Source organism: Paraburkholderia sp. RL17-381-BIF-C (genome assembly GCF_046026435.1).
In the GTDB taxonomy this organism is placed as follows: domain Bacteria; phylum Pseudomonadota; class Gammaproteobacteria; order Burkholderiales; family Burkholderiaceae; genus Paraburkholderia.
This window is the reverse complement of sequence record NZ_JARESX010000008.1, coordinates 50,286-68,503: the sequence shown is the minus strand read 5'-3', so window position 1 is coordinate 68,503 and position 18,218 is coordinate 50,286. Positions and strand designations below refer to the sequence as shown.

At 64.0% G+C, this 18,218-nt stretch carries 16 protein-coding genes and 1 tRNA gene; 14 read left to right on the top strand and 3 right to left on the bottom strand.

Translation table 11 applies throughout. The features are described from left to right. Positions 1–45: 45 nt before the first annotated feature. Complete coding sequence (gene dprA, locus P0D70_RS07940) at positions 46–1,311, bottom strand: DNA-processing protein DprA (protein WP_408184002.1); 1,266 nt, start codon at positions 1,309–1,311, stop codon at positions 46–48. A gap of 244 nt (positions 1,312–1,555) precedes the next feature. Here dprA and def point away from each other — a divergent pair, with 244 nt between their 5' ends. The 14 genes from def (at position 1,556) to P0D70_RS07870 (ending at position 14,538) form a co-directional block, all read left to right on the top strand. Next, on the top strand, positions 1,556–2,059 hold the full coding sequence (gene def / locus P0D70_RS07935; RefSeq protein WP_091797312.1) for a peptide deformylase: 504 nt from the start codon (positions 1,556–1,558) through the stop codon (positions 2,057–2,059). Between the two features lie 31 nt (positions 2,060–2,090). Then, positions 2,091–3,077 (top strand): methionyl-tRNA formyltransferase, encoded by a 987-nt coding sequence (fmt, locus tag P0D70_RS07930; RefSeq protein WP_408184001.1) that lies wholly within the window; start codon positions 2,091–2,093, stop codon positions 3,075–3,077. A 114-nt stretch (positions 3,078–3,191) separates the two neighbouring features. Further along, positions 3,192–3,833, top strand: coding sequence for a LysE family translocator (locus tag P0D70_RS07925; protein ID WP_408184000.1), 642 nt, complete (start codon positions 3,192–3,194; stop codon positions 3,831–3,833). Between the two features lie 105 nt (positions 3,834–3,938). Further along, positions 3,939–4,796 carry a zinc metalloprotease HtpX gene (gene htpX, locus P0D70_RS07920; RefSeq protein WP_091797303.1) on the top strand — a complete coding sequence of 286 codons (858 nt, stop codon included), beginning with the start codon at positions 3,939–3,941 and terminating at the stop codon, positions 4,794–4,796. Between the two features lie 408 nt (positions 4,797–5,204). Continuing rightward, positions 5,205–6,644: a 16S rRNA (cytosine(967)-C(5))-methyltransferase RsmB gene (rsmB, locus tag P0D70_RS07915; RefSeq protein ID WP_408183999.1), complete on the top strand. Its 1,440-nt coding sequence runs from the start codon at positions 5,205–5,207 to the stop codon at positions 6,642–6,644. Then, positions 6,641–7,240, top strand: a complete 600-nt coding sequence (locus P0D70_RS07910) for a DUF4390 domain-containing protein (protein ID WP_091797298.1) — start codon at positions 6,641–6,643, stop codon at positions 7,238–7,240. The genes rsmB and P0D70_RS07910 overlap by 4 nt, the downstream gene beginning before the upstream one ends. Beyond that, on the top strand, positions 7,230–9,644 hold the full coding sequence (locus P0D70_RS07905) for a sensor histidine kinase (protein WP_408183998.1): 2,415 nt from the start codon (positions 7,230–7,232) through the stop codon (positions 9,642–9,644). Before P0D70_RS07910 ends, P0D70_RS07905 begins: the two co-directional genes overlap by 11 nt. Beyond that, a complete protein-coding gene (gene esaR, locus P0D70_RS07900) occupies positions 9,645–10,334 on the top strand; it encodes a response regulator transcription factor EsaR (protein WP_408183997.1) in 690 nt (229 codons plus the stop codon). A 116-nt stretch (positions 10,335–10,450) separates the two neighbouring features. Further along, positions 10,451–10,526: transfer RNA gene (locus tag P0D70_RS07895), tRNA-Phe, on the top strand. 401 nt (positions 10,527–10,927) lie between these two features. Continuing rightward, positions 10,928–11,662, top strand: a complete 735-nt coding sequence (gene queC, locus P0D70_RS07890) for a 7-cyano-7-deazaguanine synthase QueC (RefSeq protein WP_408183996.1) — start codon at positions 10,928–10,930, stop codon at positions 11,660–11,662. A gap of 63 nt (positions 11,663–11,725) precedes the next feature. Next, positions 11,726–12,358 (top strand): 7-carboxy-7-deazaguanine synthase, encoded by a 633-nt coding sequence (gene queE, locus P0D70_RS07885; RefSeq protein WP_091797286.1) that lies wholly within the window; start codon positions 11,726–11,728, stop codon positions 12,356–12,358. 9 nt (positions 12,359–12,367) lie between these two features. Then, positions 12,368–12,811 (top strand): 6-carboxytetrahydropterin synthase QueD, encoded by a 444-nt coding sequence (gene queD / locus P0D70_RS07880; RefSeq protein WP_091800899.1) that lies wholly within the window; start codon positions 12,368–12,370, stop codon positions 12,809–12,811. A 246-nt stretch (positions 12,812–13,057) separates the two neighbouring features. Then, a complete protein-coding gene (locus P0D70_RS07875; protein WP_408183995.1) occupies positions 13,058–13,840 on the top strand; it encodes an HpcH/HpaI aldolase family protein in 783 nt (260 codons plus the stop codon). Beyond that, on the top strand, positions 13,837–14,538 hold the full coding sequence (locus tag P0D70_RS07870) for a tetratricopeptide repeat protein (RefSeq protein WP_091797279.1): 702 nt from the start codon (positions 13,837–13,839) through the stop codon (positions 14,536–14,538). Before P0D70_RS07875 ends, P0D70_RS07870 begins: the two co-directional genes overlap by 4 nt. Before the next feature lie 91 nt (positions 14,539–14,629). Here P0D70_RS07870 and rodA read toward each other — a convergent pair whose 3' ends face one another. Together rodA and mrdA are read right to left on the bottom strand one after the other, a co-directional pair. After that, positions 14,630–15,778 carry a rod shape-determining protein RodA gene (gene rodA, locus P0D70_RS07865; protein ID WP_091797276.1) on the bottom strand — a complete coding sequence of 383 codons (1,149 nt, stop codon included), beginning with the start codon at positions 15,776–15,778 and terminating at the stop codon, positions 14,630–14,632. 10 nt (positions 15,779–15,788) lie between these two features. Further along, positions 15,789–18,101: a penicillin-binding protein 2 gene (gene mrdA, locus P0D70_RS07860; protein WP_408183994.1), complete on the bottom strand. Its 2,313-nt coding sequence runs from the start codon at positions 18,099–18,101 to the stop codon at positions 15,789–15,791. Positions 18,102–18,218 lie beyond the last annotated feature (117 nt).

Genomic DNA, 18,218 nt, shown 5'->3' with positions numbered 1-18,218 from the left:
AGCATGGCCGATCCCGAATGGTCGTTGAAGCTGATCAATGCGGGGTCAGCCGTGGCTCGCCCGCATGAAGCGGCCGCCGGGCAGTGCAGTCACCTGGCCAGCGAGTTCGAGCTGCAGCAAGTGGCTTTGCAGAGCCGCGTCTTCCATCTCGGTGCGGGTAGCGAGAATTTCAAGCGTGGTGGGTGAGTGGCCGAGTGCGGCGAGGAGGTGTTCGGCTTCGGGATCGAGCGGTGGGCGGGGCGATGCGGCGTGGCTTGCGGTTACCGGGTCGGCCGCGGACACTCCTGCCGTCGGCCGCGGCGCCGAGCTCGGCCGGCTGATTGTCGCGCCGCTGAGCGCTCGCGTATTCGTCGAGCTGGCGTCGCTCGAAAGAACGGCATGCGCCGCGCTGGAAGGCGGCCGCGGGGCGGCCCGCCGCGCGAAGCCCAGTTCCTCCAGCACCTCATCCGGCGTTTCCACAAGCTTCGCGCCCTGCTTGATGATCCGATGACACCCGCGCGACAGCGGCGCGTGAATCGAGCCTGGCAGCGCGAAAATATCGCGGCCCATTTCATTGGCGAGTCGCGCGGTGATCAGCGAACCTGAGCGCATTGCCGCTTCGACGATCACCACGCCGCTGACGAGCCCCGCGATCAGCCGATTGCGCTGCGGGAAATTGGCGGCGCGCGCGGGCGTGCCGAGCGGCCATTCGGAGAGGATCGCGCCCTGCACGGCGATCTGCCGCGCCAGTGCGTGGTGCGCCGCCGGGTACACGAGATCCGCCCCCGTGCCGATCACGGCGACGGTGCCGCCGACGCCTGCAAGTCCACCGCGATGCGCGGCGCCGTCGATACCGAGCGCGAGGCCCGAGACGACGGTAACGCCGGCTACCGAAAGCTCCCGTGCGAAACGCTCGGCGTCTTCGACACCTTGCGGTGTGGCGCTGCGGCTACCCACGAGGGCGACTGCTCGCGTGTGCAACAGATTCAGCCGACCCTTTATATATAGAAGAGGCGGCGGATCGGGCATGGTCAGCAGCGCCGGTGGGTAAGCGGGGTCGTCGAGGGTCACGATCTGATTGCCGGGTTGCTCACGCCACGCGATCACCGCGTCGAGCCGGGCGTCGAAATCGCTGCCCGTCGGGGCCAGCGCCGCGCGCGCCGCCGCCTCGCCAGCAATCGCGGCGAGCGCCTCGGGCGCTTGATCGAAAATCGCTTCAGGCAGGCCAAAAGCGCTTAGCAGCAGGCGTAGCGCCGCGGGTTTCAGGCCCGGCGCGAGCGAAAGCCGCAGCCACGCGGCGAGTTCAATGTCGGTTGCAGGCAAGGTGTGCATTGCGAGTCGATCCTCTTGCTGGGCCAGCGGGCAGGCGGGCGCCATGCTAAAATTTTCATCATCCGAAATAACCGCAGCGCCGCGCCCACCCGCGCGGGCTCGTCGTTTAGCGCATGTGGCGCGTTGAATCGAACCGGTTCGACACCATCTATCCTCTGCGTAACGCGATAAGCCCACAACCTGGCCGAATGGCCAACGCGAGCCTTCCACCGGTCAGCGGCGCCTGAAAATCACACTCGAAATCATGGCTTTACTGAACATCCTCAATTACCCGGACAAGCGGCTGCACAAGATTGCCAAGCCGGTCGAAGCGGTCAACGACCGCATCCGCCGCCTCGTCAAGGACATGGCCGAGACCATGTACGCGGCGCCCGGCGTCGGCCTCGCTGCAACCCAGGTGGACGTGCATGAACGCGTGATCGTGATCGACGTATCGGACGACCACAACGAACTGCTCGCCTTCATCAATCCGGAAATCATCTGGTCGAGCGACGAAAAGAAGCTCTCGGAAGAGGGTTGTCTCTCGGTGCCGGGCATTTACGACAATGTCGAGCGCGCGGAGAAAGTGCGCGTCCGGGCGCTCAACGAGAAGGGCGAGACTTTCGAAATGGACTGCGAAGGCCTGCTCGCGGTGTGCATCCAGCACGAAATGGATCATCTGATGGGCCGCGTGTTCGTCGAGTATCTGTCGTCGCTGAAGCAGACGCGCATCAAGAGCAAGATGAAGAAGCTCGCCCACGCCATGTAATGCGCGTTCACCTCGCCTACCGCCCCCATTCATGAGTCATTCGTTGCGCGTCATCTTTGCCGGTACGCCGGAGTTCGCCGCGGCCGCGCTGGCCGCGATCCACAGTGCCGGGTTCGTGGTGCCGCTCGTGCTGACTCAGCCGGACCGGCCCGCCGGCCGCGGCATGAAGTTGCAGGCGAGTCCGGTCAAGCGCTATGCGCAGGAACAAGGGCTCGCCGTTGCCCAGCCGCCTTCGCTGCGTCGCGCCGGCAAATATCCGGCTGAGGCGGCCGCCGCGATCGAGCAATTGCGCGCCACGCCGCACGATGTCATGGTGGTGGCCGCGTATGGGCTTATCCTGCCGCAGGAAGTGCTCGATATCCCGCCGCTCGGCTGCATCAACATTCACGCCTCGTTGTTGCCGCGCTGGCGCGGCGCGGCGCCGATTCATCGCGCGATCGAAGCGGGCGACGCCGAAACCGGCATCACGCTGATGCAGATGGACGTTGGCCTCGACACCGGCGCGATGATCTCCGAAGCGCGCACGGCAATTTCCGGCGACGACACCACGGCCACATTGCACGACCGGCTCGCGCAAGACGGCGCGAAGCTGATCGTCGAGGCGCTGGTCGAACTGGAGCGGACCGGCAAGCTGGCCGCAACGCCGCAACCGGCGGACGGCGTCACCTACGCGGAAAAGATCGGCAAGCACGAAGCCGCGCTCGACTGGCGCCGCCCGGCGGCCGTGCTCGCGCGCCAGGTGCGGGCGTTCGACCCGTTCCCCGGCGGCGTCGGCACGCTGGAAGACGGCACGTCGATCAAGATCTGGGCCGCGGTTCCCATTGATGCGAAAACCAACGGCGCACCCGGCACGATCGCCGACATCTCTGCCGAAGGCGTGGTTGTGGCGTGTGGCGAAGGCGCGTTGCGCCTCACGCAACTGCAAAAACCCGGCGGCAAACGCCTGCCGGCGCGCGAATTCCTGGCCGGCTCGACGCTGGCTGTGGGACAACGCTTTCAACTTCCCGAAGCAAAGTAACACTGTTGCGCATGACCTGAACATCGTCCGTTCGGCCGATGTTCAAGACCCCGCTAGACGATCCTGCCGCGCGTTAGAATCCTCCATGCAATAGGCTGGATTTCAAGGATTCCCATGTTTGGCATCACCCATTTCGAGTTTTTCGTTGTCGCGGTCTTTCTCCTGAACGTGACGCCCGGTCCCGACACGGCGTATATCGTTGGGCGCAGCGTCGCTCAAGGCCGCGGCGCGGGGCTCGTGTCGGCGCTCGGCATCTCGGCGGGTTGTTGCGTTCACTCGCTGGCCTGCGCGTTCGGCTTGACCGCAGTGCTGGCCGCGTCGGCCACCGCATTTACCGTCATCAAGTTCGTCGGCGCTATTTATCTGATTTATCTTGGCGTGCGCCTCATATTCGCCAAACCGGCCGCCGACCAGGCAGCAGGCGAAGCGCGCGCGGCCGGTGCGCCCAAGTCGCTGCGGCAGCTTTTCCTGCAAGGCTTCTGGACCAACGTGCTGAACCCCAAGGTGGTGCTGTTCTTCGTATCGTTCTTCCCGCAATTCGTGACGGCCGGCAGCGACCACAAAGCGCTCGCCTTCCTCACGCTGGGCGCGGTGTTCGTCGTGATGAGCATGGTCTGGAACAGCTTTGTCGCGTGGGTCGCGGGCAGCGTGACGCAGCGTTTCTCCGGGCAGCCGTTGGTGAAGCAGTGGCTGGATCGGGGCGTCGGCAGTGCTTTTGTCGGTTTGGGTATCAAACTCGCCACCGCATCAAGATGATTGAATTTTCCTTGCGCGCCCATATCTAACAGTTCGCTTACAATCAGGCGCCGCGATGTCGCGGTGCAGATATGAACCCCGCGTCAGGGGCAAGGAGTTGCAGACATGTTCAATTGGGTCAAAACCGCGATGTTGATGGCCGCGATCACGGCCCTTTTCATCGTGATCGGCGGGATGATCGGCGGGTCGCGCGGCATGACGATCGCGCTCGTGATCGCCCTTGGGATGAATTTCTTTTCGTACTGGTTCTCGGACAAGATGGTGCTGCGCATGTACAACGCGCAGGAAGTCGACGAAACCAGTGCGCCGCAGTTCTATCGCATGGTGCGCGAGCTTTCGACGCGTGCAGGCCTGCCCATGCCGCGCGTCTACCTGATCAATGAAGACGCGCCGAACGCGTTCGCCACCGGCCGCAATCCGGAGCACGCGGCGGTTGCTGCCACCACGGGCATTCTGCGCGTGTTGTCCGAGCGCGAAATGCGCGGCGTCATGGCGCACGAGCTCGCGCACGTGAAGCATCGCGACATTCTGATTTCGACCATCTCGGCCACCATGGCCGGCGCCATTTCCGCGCTGGCGAACTTCGCGATGTTCTTCGGCAGCCGCGACGAAAACGGCCGTCCCACGAATCCGATCGCGGGCATTGCCGTCGCGCTGCTCGCGCCGATCGCCGGCGCGCTGATTCAGATGGCGATTTCGCGTGCGCGTGAGTTCGAAGCCGACCGTGGCGGCGCGCAGATTTCCGGCGACCCGCAAGCGCTCGCTTCGGCGCTCGACAAGATCCATCGTTACGCGAGCGGGATTCCGTTTCCCACCGCCGAGCAGCATCCGGCCACCGCGCAAATGATGATCATGAATCCGTTGTCGGGCGGCGGTATCGCGAATCTGTTTTCCACGCACCCGGCTACCGAGGAGCGCGTCGCGCGGTTGATGGAAATGGCGCGCACGGGGCGCTTCGAATAACGCTGCGCGGCTCTTGGTCGCAATAAAGAAAGGCGAGTCTGCGGGCTCGCCTTCTTTGTTCCAATGGCAGGTTTGCGGAGCAGGGGCAGCCTGTGGCCGCTGGTCGATGAAGCGCCCATCAATCGCCTTCGCGGCCGTAGACGGTCCGCACGCCTCTTCACCTCACCTCACCGCACCTCACCGCACCTCACCTCACCTCACCTCACCGCACCTCACCTCACCTCACCTCACCTCACCTCACCTCACCGCAGACCCCGCGCCGCAGGTCCGTCTATTCCACCACGCCGTGCATGTGCAAACCCCCACTCCATCCACTGCCGGCCGGCCGCGGCAGCCCGCGCTTCGCGCCACGCTACAATGTGTGTTGATTGCGTCGCGCGTTCCGCGCGGCCCGCCTTAGCCTTCTTCATGACCACAAAGCCTTCTTCGCGTACTGCTTCCTCACCGGCGCGTCCGCGCGAATCCCGATTGTCGATGCTGCATCTCGCGCCCGAATCGCTCGGTTTCGCGCTCGACTGCGCGGGCCAGGCCGTCGGCGCCGTGCGTCTCGGTTCAGCGTTGCCGGCCGCGCTGCAGTCGGTCTTCGTGTCCGCGCCTGAGGGCAGCACCGCCGCCGCGCGCGGAGCGGTGCAGGACATCGCGTACCGCACCATGCGGCGTCTCGCGACCGTCGAGTGGCTGATCGCGAAGCTGGTGAAAAAGGCGCCGCCGCCGCACGTCGGCCATGTGCTTGAATGCGCGCTCGCCTTGCTCGTCGACGACGAAGCGAGCGCTGCCTATACGCCGTTCACGGTGGTCGATCAGGCGGTGAGCGCGATCGGCGCGCGTCGTGAGTTCGCTTTTGCCAAGGGGCTTGTCAACGCCGTGCTGCGAACTTTCCTGCGCGAGCGCGAAGCGCTGTTGAGCGCCGCGCAAGCCGATGAAGTGGCGCGCTGGAATTACCCGGCCTGGTGGATCGATGCGGTGAAGCGCGCATGGCCCGACGCATGGCAGTCGGTGCTGGCCGCCGGCAACACGCAAGGCCCGCTGACGCTGCGTGTGAACGCGCGTCGTTCAACGGTCGACGCCTACCTGCAAGTGCTGCAAACCCATCACATTGGCGCGAGCAAGGCGGGAGACTATGCGGTCAAACTCGCCACGGCGATGCCGGTCGACCGCATTCCCGGTTTTAACGACGGTGTGGTCTCGGTTCAGGACGCCGGCGCGCAACTCGCCGCGCAACTGCTCGGCGTGCGTGACGGCATGCGCGTGCTCGACGCCTGCGCGGCTCCCGGCGGCAAGACCGGACATCTGCTCGAACTCGCCAATCTTCAGCTCGTCGCGCTCGAAAGCGACGCGTCGCGCGCGCGCCGTATCGGCGAAAATTTGCAGCGTCTGAAGCTCGAAGCGGAAGTGCGGATCGGCGACGCCGGCGCGCCCGCCAAGTGGCACGACGACATCGACCAGCCGTTCGACCGCATTCTCGCGGACGTGCCGTGCTCGGCGTCGGGTATCGTGCGGCGTCATCCGGACATTCGCTGGCTGCGCCGCGCGTCCGACATTCCCGCGCTCGTCGCCGAGCAGCGCCGCATTCTCGACGCGCTCTGGCCGCTCGTGAAACCAGGCGGCGAGTTGCTCTACGTTACGTGTTCGATCTTTCCGGAAGAAGGCGAGATGCAGGCGCAGTGGTTTGGAAACAAGTATCAGGATGCGGTACGATTGGACGCGCCGGGGCAACTGTTGCCTTCAGTCGCTCGCGCGCCCGCCGACCCATCGGCCGGTTCCCATGCCGGACAACCCGCTGAAGACAGCGCCGGCGCGAACTCAGACCACGACGGATTTTTCTACGCGCGCTTCCAGAAACGGTGACCATCAAACGCTTCTTCCCGCTTCGGCTCGCAGCCGTGCTCTGGATCGCGCTGGCCTTATGGCTCGCGGCGCCGGGCGCGGCGCACGCTGACTCGATCGCGGTGCAGCGTGCGTCGCTGCAAGCCGACAACACCGGCTGGAACCTCGACGCCCGTTTCGACTTCGACCTGAACAGCAATCTCGAAGACGCGGTCAATAAAGGCATCCCGCTCTATTTCACGACCGACTTCGAATTGAGCCGGCCGCGCTGGTACTGGTTCGACGAGCAGCCGGTCAGCGTGTCGCAAAGCATTCGCCTGTCGTTCCAGCCGCTCACGCGCGAATATCGCGTGTCGAGCGTCTCCTCCGGCGGTTTGCAGCTCGGCTTTACCACGCTCAAGGATGCGCTCGCGGTCATCAAGCACGTCACCTCGTGGCACGTCATCGAGCGCAATGAAGTGCGCGCCGGCGAGACGTATAACGCATCGGTGCGCATGCAACTCGACATCGCGCTGATGCCCAAGCCGTTCCAGATCGACGCGGTGAACAACCGCGACTGGAACCTCGCGTCCGAATGGAAGCGTTTTACCTTCACGGTGACCGAACGTGCTAAATAAAGTGCGCTCCGCCACCAGTGTCAGCAGCATCGTCGTGCGCGTGCTGGTGTCGACGGTCGCGGTCACGGCCGTGTTGCTGCTCGTGCTGCTGGCCGCCGCCAGCGCGAATACCGAATTCTTCGACCGCTATTACCAGTGGCTCTACGCCGCCAACCTCGCGGTCGCGATGATCTTTTTGCTGGTGGTGGCGACGCTCGTCATCATCATCATTGCGCGGCTGCGAAAGGGTAAGTTCGGCACAAGGCTATTGGCGAAACTGGCGTTCTTCATGGCGCTGGTCGGCGTGGTGCCGGGCGGGATCATCTACGTCGTGTCGTATCAGTTCGTGTCGCGCAGTATCGAGTCGTGGTTCGATGTGAACGTCGAAACCGCGCTCACGTCCGGCCTGAATCTCGGGCGCGGCATGCTCGACGCGTCGCTGTCCGATCTGCAGACCAAGGGCCGGTTGATGTCGGAACAGTTGGCGAGCGCGGACGCCGCCGGCACCACGCTCACGCTGCTGCGTCTGCGCGATCAGTTCGGCGTGCAGGATGCGACGATCGTCGAACCTACGCGCAGCATGTCCGGTGCGACGCCCGATATGCACGTGGTCGCGCAGGCATCCGGCAACTACGCGACGCTCGTGCCGAACGATCTGCCCACGCCGCTGATGATCGATCAGGCGCGCGGCCGCGGCTACGCGGCGATCGAAGGCGAAGTGGACGGCGACCCTCATGCGCATGGCAGCAAAGGCGTGCTACGGCTGCGCGTGGTGCAGCGCATTCCCGACTCGAACGCCTCGTTGCTGCAACCCACCGAACGCTTCCTGCAACTCACGCAGCCGGTGTCGCCCACGCTCGCGCGCAACGCCGACGCGGTGCAGCGCGCCTATCGCGAGTATCAGGAGAAGGCGCTTGGGCGCACGGGTCTGCGCAAGATGTATATCGGCACGCTCACGCTCGCGCTCTTTCTCGCCACCTTCATCGCGATGATGCTCGCGCTCGCACTCGGCAATCAGCTTGCGCGGCCGCTGTTCCTGCTGGCGCAGGGCACCAAGGAAATCACGGAAGGCGATTACACGCCGAAGCGGGAAATCAAATCGCGCGACGAACTGGGCTTTCTCACGCAGTCGTTCAACGCCATGACGCGGCAATTGTCCGAAGCGCGCGCGGCGGTCGAGAACAACCGCATTGCGCTCGAACATTCGAAGGCGTATCTGGAAAGCATTCTCGCCAACCTGACCGCGGGCGTGTTCGTGTTCGACCGTCAGTTCAGGCTGACCACCGCGAATCGCGGCGCCGAGCGGATTTTCCGTCAACCGTTCCAGGCATTGATGGGTTCGGCGCTGGATCAGATCGGCGTGCTGAGCGAATTCGGCGGCATGGTTCGCAAGGCGTTTGCCGATCGCGAAGCGGCTAGCGGCGACGGTCACGACGATCGCGGCCACTGGCAGCAGCAGTTTTCGGTGCAGGTGCCCGGCGAAACCGAGCCGCTCACCTTGCTCGTGCGCGGCGCGCGGCTCGTCTCGGCGACGGACCGCGACGCGGAAGACATGCAGACCTCCGGCTATGTCGTCGTATTCGACGATATCTCGGACGTGATCTCCGCGCAGCGTTCGATCGCATGGGGCGAGGTCGCGCGGCGGCTCGCGCACGAGATCAAGAATCCGCTCACGCCGATCCAGCTTTCCGCCGAGCGTTTGCAGATGAAGCTCGCCGACAAGCTGTCGCCATCCGACGCAGATGTGCTGAAGCGCGGCGCGACCACGATCGTCAACCAGGTCGCCGCCATGAAGCAGATGGTCGACAATTTCCGCGACTACGCGCGTACGCCCCCGGCAGTGCTCGCGCATTTGCAGCTGAATGATCTGGTCAGCGAAGTGCTCACGCTGTACGGTATCGAAGAAGGCAAAGGCGCGATCCAGGTCGAGCTCGCCACCCTGCCGGCGATTCGTGGCGACGCGACGCAATTGCGTCAGGTGATTCACAACCTGCTGCAGAACGCGCAGGATGCGGTGGCGGACCTCGAGCATCCGCGTGTATTGCTCGAGACGAGGACAGTAGAATACGGAGACCCCGACGCGGAAGGCAAAGTCCACGTCGCGGTGCGTCTGACCGTGTCGGACAACGGACCGGGCTTCCCCGCGCGTATCCTCACACGTGCATTCGAACCTTACGTGACGACCAAGGCCAAAGGTACGGGCCTGGGTCTTGCGATGGTCAAGAAGATCGTCGATGAACACGGCGCGCGCATCGACATCCGCAATCGCATGAAAGCGGGCGACGTGATCGAGGGCGCGCAGATTTCGATCCTCTTCCTTCAACTGGCAGACGATGCCGCGACACCTGGAACAGGGCCGCGTCCGGCGCACGGCAGTGCGTCGCATGGAAAGACAAAAGCAACAGTGCAGACAAGGGCAGCGTAAATGGCAACCATCCTGGTGGTAGATGATGAAATGGGCATCCGGGAATTGCTCTCGGAGATCCTGAGCGACGAAGGGCATGTCGTGGAGGCCGCGGAAAACGCGCAGGAAGCGCGCGAATTCCGTTTGCGCCAGGCACCCGACCTGGTGCTGCTCGACATCTGGATGCCCGACACCGACGGCGTGACCTTGCTCAAGGAATGGGCTGCGCAAGGGCAACTGACCATGCCGGTGATCATGATGTCCGGCCACGCCACGATCGATACGGCCGTTGAGGCAACCAAGATCGGTGCACTCAATTTCCTCGAGAAGCCGATTGCTTTGCAAAAGCTGCTGAAGGCTGTCGAGCAGGGCCTCGCGCGTGGTAACGCGGCGAGTGCGCCGGGCGGCGCGGCGTCCAAACCGGTGTTGCCGGTGAGTGCTTCGGCAGTGGCTTCAGCGGCGTCACTGCCGATGCTTTCCACCGACGGCCTCGGCAGCGGCGCGCTGGCGGCGCAAACGGCCTCGATTTCGTTCGATATTCCGCTGCGCGACGCACGCGACGCCTTCGAGCGCGCGTACTTCGAATATCACCTCGCGCGTGAGAACGGCAGCATGACGCGCGTGGCGGAGAAGACCGGCTTGGAGCGCACGCACCTGTATCGCAAGCTCAAGCAACTCGGTGTCGATCTCGGTAAAAACAAGGGGGAGTGAGCTTGGTGACGAGCGCAAGTGAGCCGGTGCTCCGCGCGCAGATCGCACTTTCACAGATTTTTTCGAGAAGGGGCTTGCCCTGCTGCTGACCCTTTGATATTATTTCGTTCTTCGTTGGCCCGGTAGCTCAGTTGGTAGAGCAGCGGATTGAAAATCCGCGTGTCGATGGTTCGATTCCGTCCCAGGCCACCAGGATTCAGCCCCAGGAAATCGCAAGATTCCTGGGGCTTTTCCTTTTTGCGCCCCTAATGTGTGACGGGCTTGAAGGACATCACGCGTGTCCGCTGCTTCGGCTTGCGCGCGCCGCGTGGCAGCACGCACTCGGCGGTGTTCGGCGCTGCATGATAAAATCGCGCCAGTTCAAGGACTTGCACAGTGAGTGCAGCGCCTGCGTGCTGCGCGGCAACGCCGCCACCTGCACCGAACCCTTCGCCCGACGATTAACGGTATAAGCGCCCAGCGACTCTGCATGCGGAAGGCGCGGCCTATACTGCTTTGGGCCGGCAGCAGTGCCGGCACGCGTCGCGCCGCGTTGCTTGCATGGCGCACCTCGCGCAGCGCGACGTGGCACTCTTCATTCACGGAGTTTCACGGTGATCCGCAACGACGCTAAACGTAGCGCTCTGGTGCTGTTTTCCGGCGGCCAGGATTCCGCCACGTGCCTCGCCTGGGCGCTCGAACGTTATGAAACGGTCGAGACACTGGGCTTCGATTACGGTCAGCGGCACCGCGTCGAACTGGAATGCCGCGAGGGGTTTCGCAACGCTGCCGCGCGTGCATTTCCGCAATGGGCCGAGCGCCTCGGCGACGATCATATGATCGATCTATCGGTGCTCGGCGCGATCAGTGACACCGCCATGACGCGCGAGATTGAGATCGAAGCCACGGCGAACGGTTTGCCGAACACGTTCGTGCCGGGCCGCAATCTGATGTTCATGACCATCGCTGCGGCAATTGCGTATCGGCGTGGCCTGCAGGTGCTGGTGGGCGGCATGTGCGAGACGGATTTCTCAGGCTATCCCGATTGCCGCGACGACACGATGAAGGCGTTGCAGGTCGCGCTGAACCTCGGCATGGACACGCGCACGCTGCTCGAAACACCGTTGATGTGGCTCGACAAGGCCGACACGTGGCGCCTCGCGCACGAACTCGGCGGCGACGAACTCGTCGAGCTGGTACGCGTCGAGACGCATACGTGCTACGTCGGCGAACGCGCCGAATTGCATGCGTGGGGCTTCGGTTGTGGCGAATGCCCGGCGTGCCGCTTGCGCAAGCGTGGCTACGAAGCCTATCTGTCGGGTGAGAAGGTCACCGAGGCGCCGGTCTGATAACGCTCGGCAGGACAGCGCACCTCAGGCAATCATTTTCAGGAACATAGGGCACACAGCAGCATGACTTACGCGGTCAAGGAAATCTTCTACACGTTGCAGGGCGAGGGCGCGAATGCCGGGCGTCCGGCTGTCTTCTGCCGGTTCGCCGGCTGCAACCTGTGGTCGGGCCGCGAAGAAGATCGTGCCGAAGCGGTGTGCCAATTCTGCGATACCGATTTCGTCGGCACGGACGGCGAGAACGGCGGCAAGTACCGCACGGCGGAAGATCTGGTGCAGATGATCGCGTCGCAATGGCCGCAAGGCGAGGGCGAGCGTTTCGTCGTGTGCACGGGCGGCGAACCGATGCTGCAGATCGATCAGCCGCTGGTCGACGCGCTGCATGCCGCCGGCTTTGAAATAGCGATTGAAACCAACGGCTCGCTGCCGGTGCTTGAGACGATCGACTGGATCTGCGTGAGCCCGAAGGCCGACGCGCCGCTCGTCGTGACGAAAGGCAACGAACTGAAGGTCGTGATCCCGCAGGACAACCAGCGCTTGTCCGAATATGCGAAGCTCGACTTCGAGTATTTCCTCGTCCAGCCCATGGACGGTCCGTCGCGCGACATCAACACCAAGCTCGCGATCGACTGGTGCAAACGCCATCCGCAATGGCGCCTGTCGATGCAGACCCACAAGTATCTGAACATTCCCTGATTTGCCGTGCTGACGATTACACGAAAACTCGAATTCGACGCGGGTCACCGCATTCCTGATCACCGCAGCCAGTGCCGTAATCTGCACGGTCATCGCTACGTGCTCGAAATCACGCTGCAAGGCGATCTGGTCGACACCGAAGGCGCGCCCGATCGCGGCATGGTGATGGACTTCGCCGACGTGAAGTCGCTCGCCGTCGAGCATCTGGTCGACAAGTGGGACCACGCGTTTCTCGTCTATGAAGGCGACGCGCAGGTGCGTGGTTTCCTGGAAACGATGGCTGGCCACAAGACGGTCGTGCTCGATCGCATTCCCACGGTCGAAAACCTTGCCGCCGTGGCGTTCGAGATTCTCGCGAACGTCTACGACGCGCACTACGGCGTGAATCTGCGTTTGCACAAGCTGCGTCTGTACGAGACGCCGAATTGCTGGGCCGACGTAGTCCGCGACTAAACCGAACGCCGCCGCGCGGCTCGCGAAAAGTCCCCTTGGGGACCGTCCAACCCTCGCGTTATTGTCACGGTATGATCGCTCCGATAACCACACGGAGCGAGACATGCCGGTCACCGCATTGCGTCGCAGCAGGCATCCAGGCCGCCTCGGCCAGAGCCAATCTCTTTGTCTTTTCCCCGCCCATCACGCCGGCATTGCGCACTGCGGTTCAGGCGATGCATTTCATCGCCGCCACGGAGCGCGGCGATGAGCAGCCTGACCAATCCCCTCAAGTCACGCCTCAAGGAACCCGATCCGCTGTTCGGCCTGTGGCTTTCGCTCGGCAGCGACGCTGCGGCCGAAGCGCTCGCGCACGCCGGCTACGACTGGCTGCTGATCGACATGGAGCACGCGCCGAACGATAGCGGCGACGTCGCATCGCAATTGCGCGCGATCGCCGCCGCGCATCTGCCGACCGAGCCGGTGGTGCGCGTGCCGGCTAGCGAGGCGTGGCTCGTCAAGCGCGTGCTGGATGCCGGCGCGCGTACGCTGATGTTCCCGAATATCGAGTCCGCGGAAGAGGCGGCGCGCGCCGTGCGTCTCACGCAATATCCGAGCGCCGGAGCGCTCGACGGTGAGCGCGGTGTCGCCGGCGTGGTGCGGGCCGCGGCCTACGGCATGCGGCGCGACTACGTGCAGACGGCCAACGCGCAGATCGCGACCATCGTGCAGATCGAGTCGGCGCGCGGCTTGCAGGAGGTGGAAAAGATCGCGGCGACGCCGGGTGTCGATTGCCTGTTCGTCGGGCCGGCCGACCTTGCCGCGAGCCTCGGTCATCTCGGCGATTCGAAACATGCCGACGTGCAGGCCGCGATGGCGCGCATCGTCAGCGCGGCGGACAAGGCGGGCATTGCCGCCGGTATTTTTGCCATGGATGTCGCGAGCGCCAAACAGCATCGCGACGCCGGATTTCGTTTTATCGCTCTGGCCGCGGACGTCATGTGGATGTTGCGCGCGACTCGCCAGGCGTTGCAGGAGGTGAGGTCATGAAAGGGATGGTGCAGTGCGTCGTGGTGCGTCTGGCGGTCACGGCGGCGTTGATGGCGAATGTGGCGGCGTATGCGCAGGACCGCGTGGCGAAGTCGAACGATCCGCAGACGCAAACCGCGGTCGCCGACTACAACGCCGGCAATCTCGGCGCGGCGCTGGCCGAGTTCCGCAAGGCCGCGGAGCGCGGCAGCCGGCTCGCCGAGTTCAACTACGCCATGATGCTGCTCAACGGCGAAGGCGGCCCGGCCAATGTGGATGAAGGCAAGAAATGGCTGCGCAAGGCCGCCGACGCCAACATGTCGCACGCGCAATACGTGTACGGCAAGATGTACGACGATGGCGAGTTCGTCGGGCGCGATCCGGTCGAAGCGCACCGCTGGTTCCTGAAAGCGGCGCAGCAAGGGCACGTGCAGGCGGAGTTGGCGCTCGCCAATCAGTTCCTCGACGGACGCGGCACCGAGCGCGACAACAAGCAGGCGTTCTTCTGGTACAAGAAGGCGGCGGAAGGCGGCGACATGACCGCGCAGTACGTGGCGGGCTCGTTTTACGAGCGCGGCGGTGACGGCGTAGACAGGAATCTCAACGTGGCGCGCGCTTATTACGCTGCCGCAGCGGCGCAGGGCGATCCGGCGGCGCGGCTCAAGTATCAGCAACTCAGCGCGCAGTTGCGGGATCAGAAGGAAGTGAAGCCGCAATAAATAAAGAAGGGGCGCTCCGTGATGATGGTGCGCCCCTTCTTCGATTTGCAGCCTTTGTTCTGCGGCCTTGTTCGCTGACAGCCTCGCCGCGCTAACTCTGCATCAACCGCTTTTGCCGCGCGACGCTCATGATGAGCCCAATGGCCACACCCAGCGTGGTCAGTGCGGTGCCGCCGTAGCTCATGAACGGCAACGGCACGCCGACCACCGGCAAGATGCCGCTCACCATGCCGATATTGACGAATGCGTAGGTGAAGAACGCCATGGTCAGCGAGCCGGCCAGCAAGCGTCCGAACAGCGTCGCACCATTGGCCGCGATATACAGCCCGCGCGCGATCAACAGCATGTATAGCGTGAGCAGCACGACGCCGCCAGCCAGTCCGAACTCTTCAGAGAACACCGCAAAAATGAAGTCGGTGTGCTTCTCGGGGATAAACTCCAGATGCGCCTGCGTGCCCTTCAGCCAGCCTTTGCCAAGCGGACCACCGGAGCCGATCGCGATGACCGCCTGGATCGTGTGGAAGCCCTTGCCGAGCGGATCGGAGGTCGGGTCGAGCAGCGTGCAGATACGGTGTTTCTGATAATCGTGCATCAGCGGCCATTGCACTTCGGGCTGACAGATCTTGTCCTGAAAGGCGGCGATCGAAGCGACCGCTATGACGCCTGCAATCAGCACCGGCACGATCAGCTTGAAACTCAGGCCCGCAAAGTAAATCACGAAGAAGCCGGCCGCGAACACCAGCACGGCCGTACCGAGGTCGGGCTGCTTGGCGATCAGGCCGACCGGCACTGCGAGAATCAGCAGACCGACCAGATAGTCGTACCAGCGCATCACGCCTTCGCGGCGCTGGTAGTACCACGCGAGCATGAGCGGCGTGGCGATCTTCAGGATTTCCGACGGCTGGATCACCACCCCGACATTGATCCAGCGCTTCGCGCCCTTGCGCGTGAGGCCGAATAGCGCCACCGCGACCAGTAACGCGATCCCGAACGTGTAGAGCGGGACCGCGAAGCGCATCAGCGTGGTGGGTGGAACATTGGCGAGCGCCCACATCAGCACGAACGTGAGCATGATGTTGCGCAACTGGTCTTCCACGCGGCCGGGGACGTCCAGACTCGCGCTGTACAGCGTGACGATGCCGACGCACAGCAGCAGAAACACGATCAGTGCGAGCGGGCGGTCGAAGCCCGCGAACATCCGCTTGATGCGGTCGAGCCAGGCGCGCTTGTCGAATTGCATGCCTTTCTCCTTACTCGTCGATGCCGCCGGAAACCGGCTGGCGTGGCGACGTGCCCTGAGTGCCGTCTTCGCGCGACGGTGCCGCGGCGGTCGGCACCGGCTCGCTAGCCGGGCGGGGTTTATGCGGGACGCCGGATTTACGCGACGCTGAATTCTTTGCGGCAGAAGTCGCGGACGTCGAGGCGGCCACCGGTGCCGATGCAGCCGCCGGCACGGAAGCCGCGGCCGCCGCAGATGCCGCCTTCGCGGCCGCCGCAGCGGAGGCCGCCGCTGCCGCCGAAGCCGCACCGGGAATCGGCAGGGCAGTGAAGCCCGCCGCGACCTTGACCGGCTGCGCCGCATCCTGTGGCGACGGTGCATCGCCGACTTCGGGCGCGGACGCATCCTGGGTCGCCGACGCCGCCGCTTCGATGGCCGCCGCCTGAGCGCCCGGCTTGTTCTTGCCGACGAGGTAGTAGTCGAGCACCTTCCGCGCGATCGGACCCGCCGATTCCGCACCCCAGCCGCCGTTTTCGACGATCAGCGCGAGCGCGATCTTCGGCTGCTCGACCGGCGCGAACGCGATGAAGAGCGCGTGGTCGCGCAAATGCTCGGCGATTGCGTGGCCCTTATAGTTCGCGCCTTGCAGCGAGTAGACCTGCGCTGTACCGGTTTTGCCGGCCGCCTGATAGGGGGCGCCGATGAACAGTTTCGACGCCGTCCCATTGGTCACGACGCCTTCCATTGCGCGCTTGATGATGTCGATATCCGATTGCTTGACCGCGATCTTGTCGCTCGGATCGCGCACGACCGCGCGAGTGTCTTTCGTGATCGGGTTTTCGATGTCACGCACGAGGTGCGGCTTCATCACGACGCCGTTGTTCGCGAGCGTGGCCGTAGCGTGAGCGAGCTGGAGAATCGTGAACGAGTTGTAGCCCTGGCCGATGCCGAGACTGATCGTTTCGCCCTCATACCAGCGCTGCTGTTCGGGCTTGCGGTATGCCTTGCGCTTCCATTCGGTGGACGGCAGGATGCCGCGCGCCTCGCCCGAGATGTCGATACCGGTGATCTGGCCGAAGCCCCACGGCTTCATGAAGTTGGCGATATTGTTGACGCCGAGATCGTGCGCGAGCATGTAGAAATACGTGTCGTTCGACACCACGATCGCGCGGTTCATGTCGACCCAGCCTTGGCCCGAACGCACGTCGTTGCGGAACGTGTGGCCGCCGAAGGTATACGAGCCCGGATCCTGGAAGCCCCAGCCCGGCGTGCGCTTATGCAGTGTGAGCGCGGCGAGCGCCATGAACGGCTTGTAGGTCGAGCCCGGCGGATAAGTGCCGTGCAGCGGCCGATTGAGCAGCGGGTGGTCGGGCGAATTGTTGAGATCGTCCCACGTCTGCTGATCGATACCGTCGACGAACGAATTCGGATCGAAACTCGGCGCGGACACGAACGCAAGCACGTCGCCCGACGATGGTTCGATCGCGACCAGCGCACCGCGGCGGCCGGCGAACGCCTGCTCGGCGACCTGCTGCAAGCCGATATCCAAAGACAGCACAAGGTTGTTGCCAGGCGTTGCCTGCGTACGCGACAAGGTGCGCACGGGGCGGCCGCCGGCCGTCACTTCCACTTCCTCGAAACCGGTCTGGCCATGCAGCTCGGTTTCGTAGCTCTGCTCGACGCCGATCTTGCCGATGTAGTCGGTGCCCTTGTAGTTGTTCGCGTCCAGCCGCGGATCGTAGTGGTCCGGATCGCTGTCGTTCTGGTCGCTGGCGTCGTCGATACGGTCCTGATCGCGCTGCGAAATCCGCCCGATGTAGCCGATCACGTGCGCCGCCGTCGGCCCGAGCGGATATTGGCGGAACAGGCGCGCGCGCACTTCCACGCCGGGAAAACGGAAGCGCTGCGCGGTGAAACGCGCGACTTCGTCGTCGGTCAGGCGGGTGCGGATCGGCAGGCTCTCGAAGTTCTTCGAGTCTTCCTGCAGCTTCTTGAAGCGGCGGCGGTCGCGCGCGTCGATCGAAACGACCGTGGCCAGGTTGTCGATCACGTTTTCGAGCGAGTCGTTCAGCTTCGAGGGCGTAATTTCGAGCGTGTAGGCGGAGTAGTTCTTCGCCAGCACGACGCCGTTGCGATCGGTGATGATGCCGCGGTTCGGCACGATCGGCGCGACGGAAATGCGGTTTTCATCGGCCTGCAGCGAATATTTGCTGTAGTGCCAGACCTGCAGGAACAGGAAGCGGAAACCGATCAGCCCGAAGCACACGAACACGAACAGACCCGCCGCCGCGACGCGCAGGCGGAACTTCGAGAGCTGTTGCTGAGTGTCCTTGAATTCGGTCATGCGATTCTGCAAAAGGCCGGTTGACGGCCATCATGAGTGTGCGCCTTTTCCGGCCGGAACCGGAAGGCATGAACAGCGATGCGCGTCGAGCGGGCCGGCAAAGCGGGTTCCATCAGA

Bases quoted from the DNA above. Each gene is read 5' to 3' on its own strand.
- dprA (WP_408184002.1), bottom strand. From the start codon at position 1,311: ATGCACACCTTGCCTGCAACCGACATTGAACTCGCCGCGTGGCTGCGG.
- def (WP_091797312.1), top strand. From the start codon at position 1,556: ATGGCTTTACTGAACATCCTCAATTACCCGGACAAGCGGCTGCACAAG.
- fmt (WP_408184001.1), top strand. From the start codon at position 2,091: ATGAGTCATTCGTTGCGCGTCATCTTTGCCGGTACGCCGGAGTTCGCC.
- P0D70_RS07925 (WP_408184000.1), top strand. From the start codon at position 3,192: ATGTTTGGCATCACCCATTTCGAGTTTTTCGTTGTCGCGGTCTTTCTC.
- htpX (WP_091797303.1), top strand. From the start codon at position 3,939: ATGTTCAATTGGGTCAAAACCGCGATGTTGATGGCCGCGATCACGGCC.
- rsmB (WP_408183999.1), top strand. From the start codon at position 5,205: ATGACCACAAAGCCTTCTTCGCGTACTGCTTCCTCACCGGCGCGTCCG.
- esaR (WP_408183997.1), top strand. From the start codon at position 9,645: ATGGCAACCATCCTGGTGGTAGATGATGAAATGGGCATCCGGGAATTG.
- queE (WP_091797286.1), top strand. From the start codon at position 11,726: ATGACTTACGCGGTCAAGGAAATCTTCTACACGTTGCAGGGCGAGGGC.
- P0D70_RS07875 (WP_408183995.1), top strand. From the start codon at position 13,058: ATGAGCAGCCTGACCAATCCCCTCAAGTCACGCCTCAAGGAACCCGAT.
- P0D70_RS07870 (WP_091797279.1), top strand. From the start codon at position 13,837: ATGAAAGGGATGGTGCAGTGCGTCGTGGTGCGTCTGGCGGTCACGGCG.
- rodA (WP_091797276.1), bottom strand. From the start codon at position 15,778: ATGCAATTCGACAAGCGCGCCTGGCTCGACCGCATCAAGCGGATGTTC.
- mrdA (WP_408183994.1), bottom strand. From the start codon at position 18,101: ATGACCGAATTCAAGGACACTCAGCAACAGCTCTCGAAGTTCCGCCTG.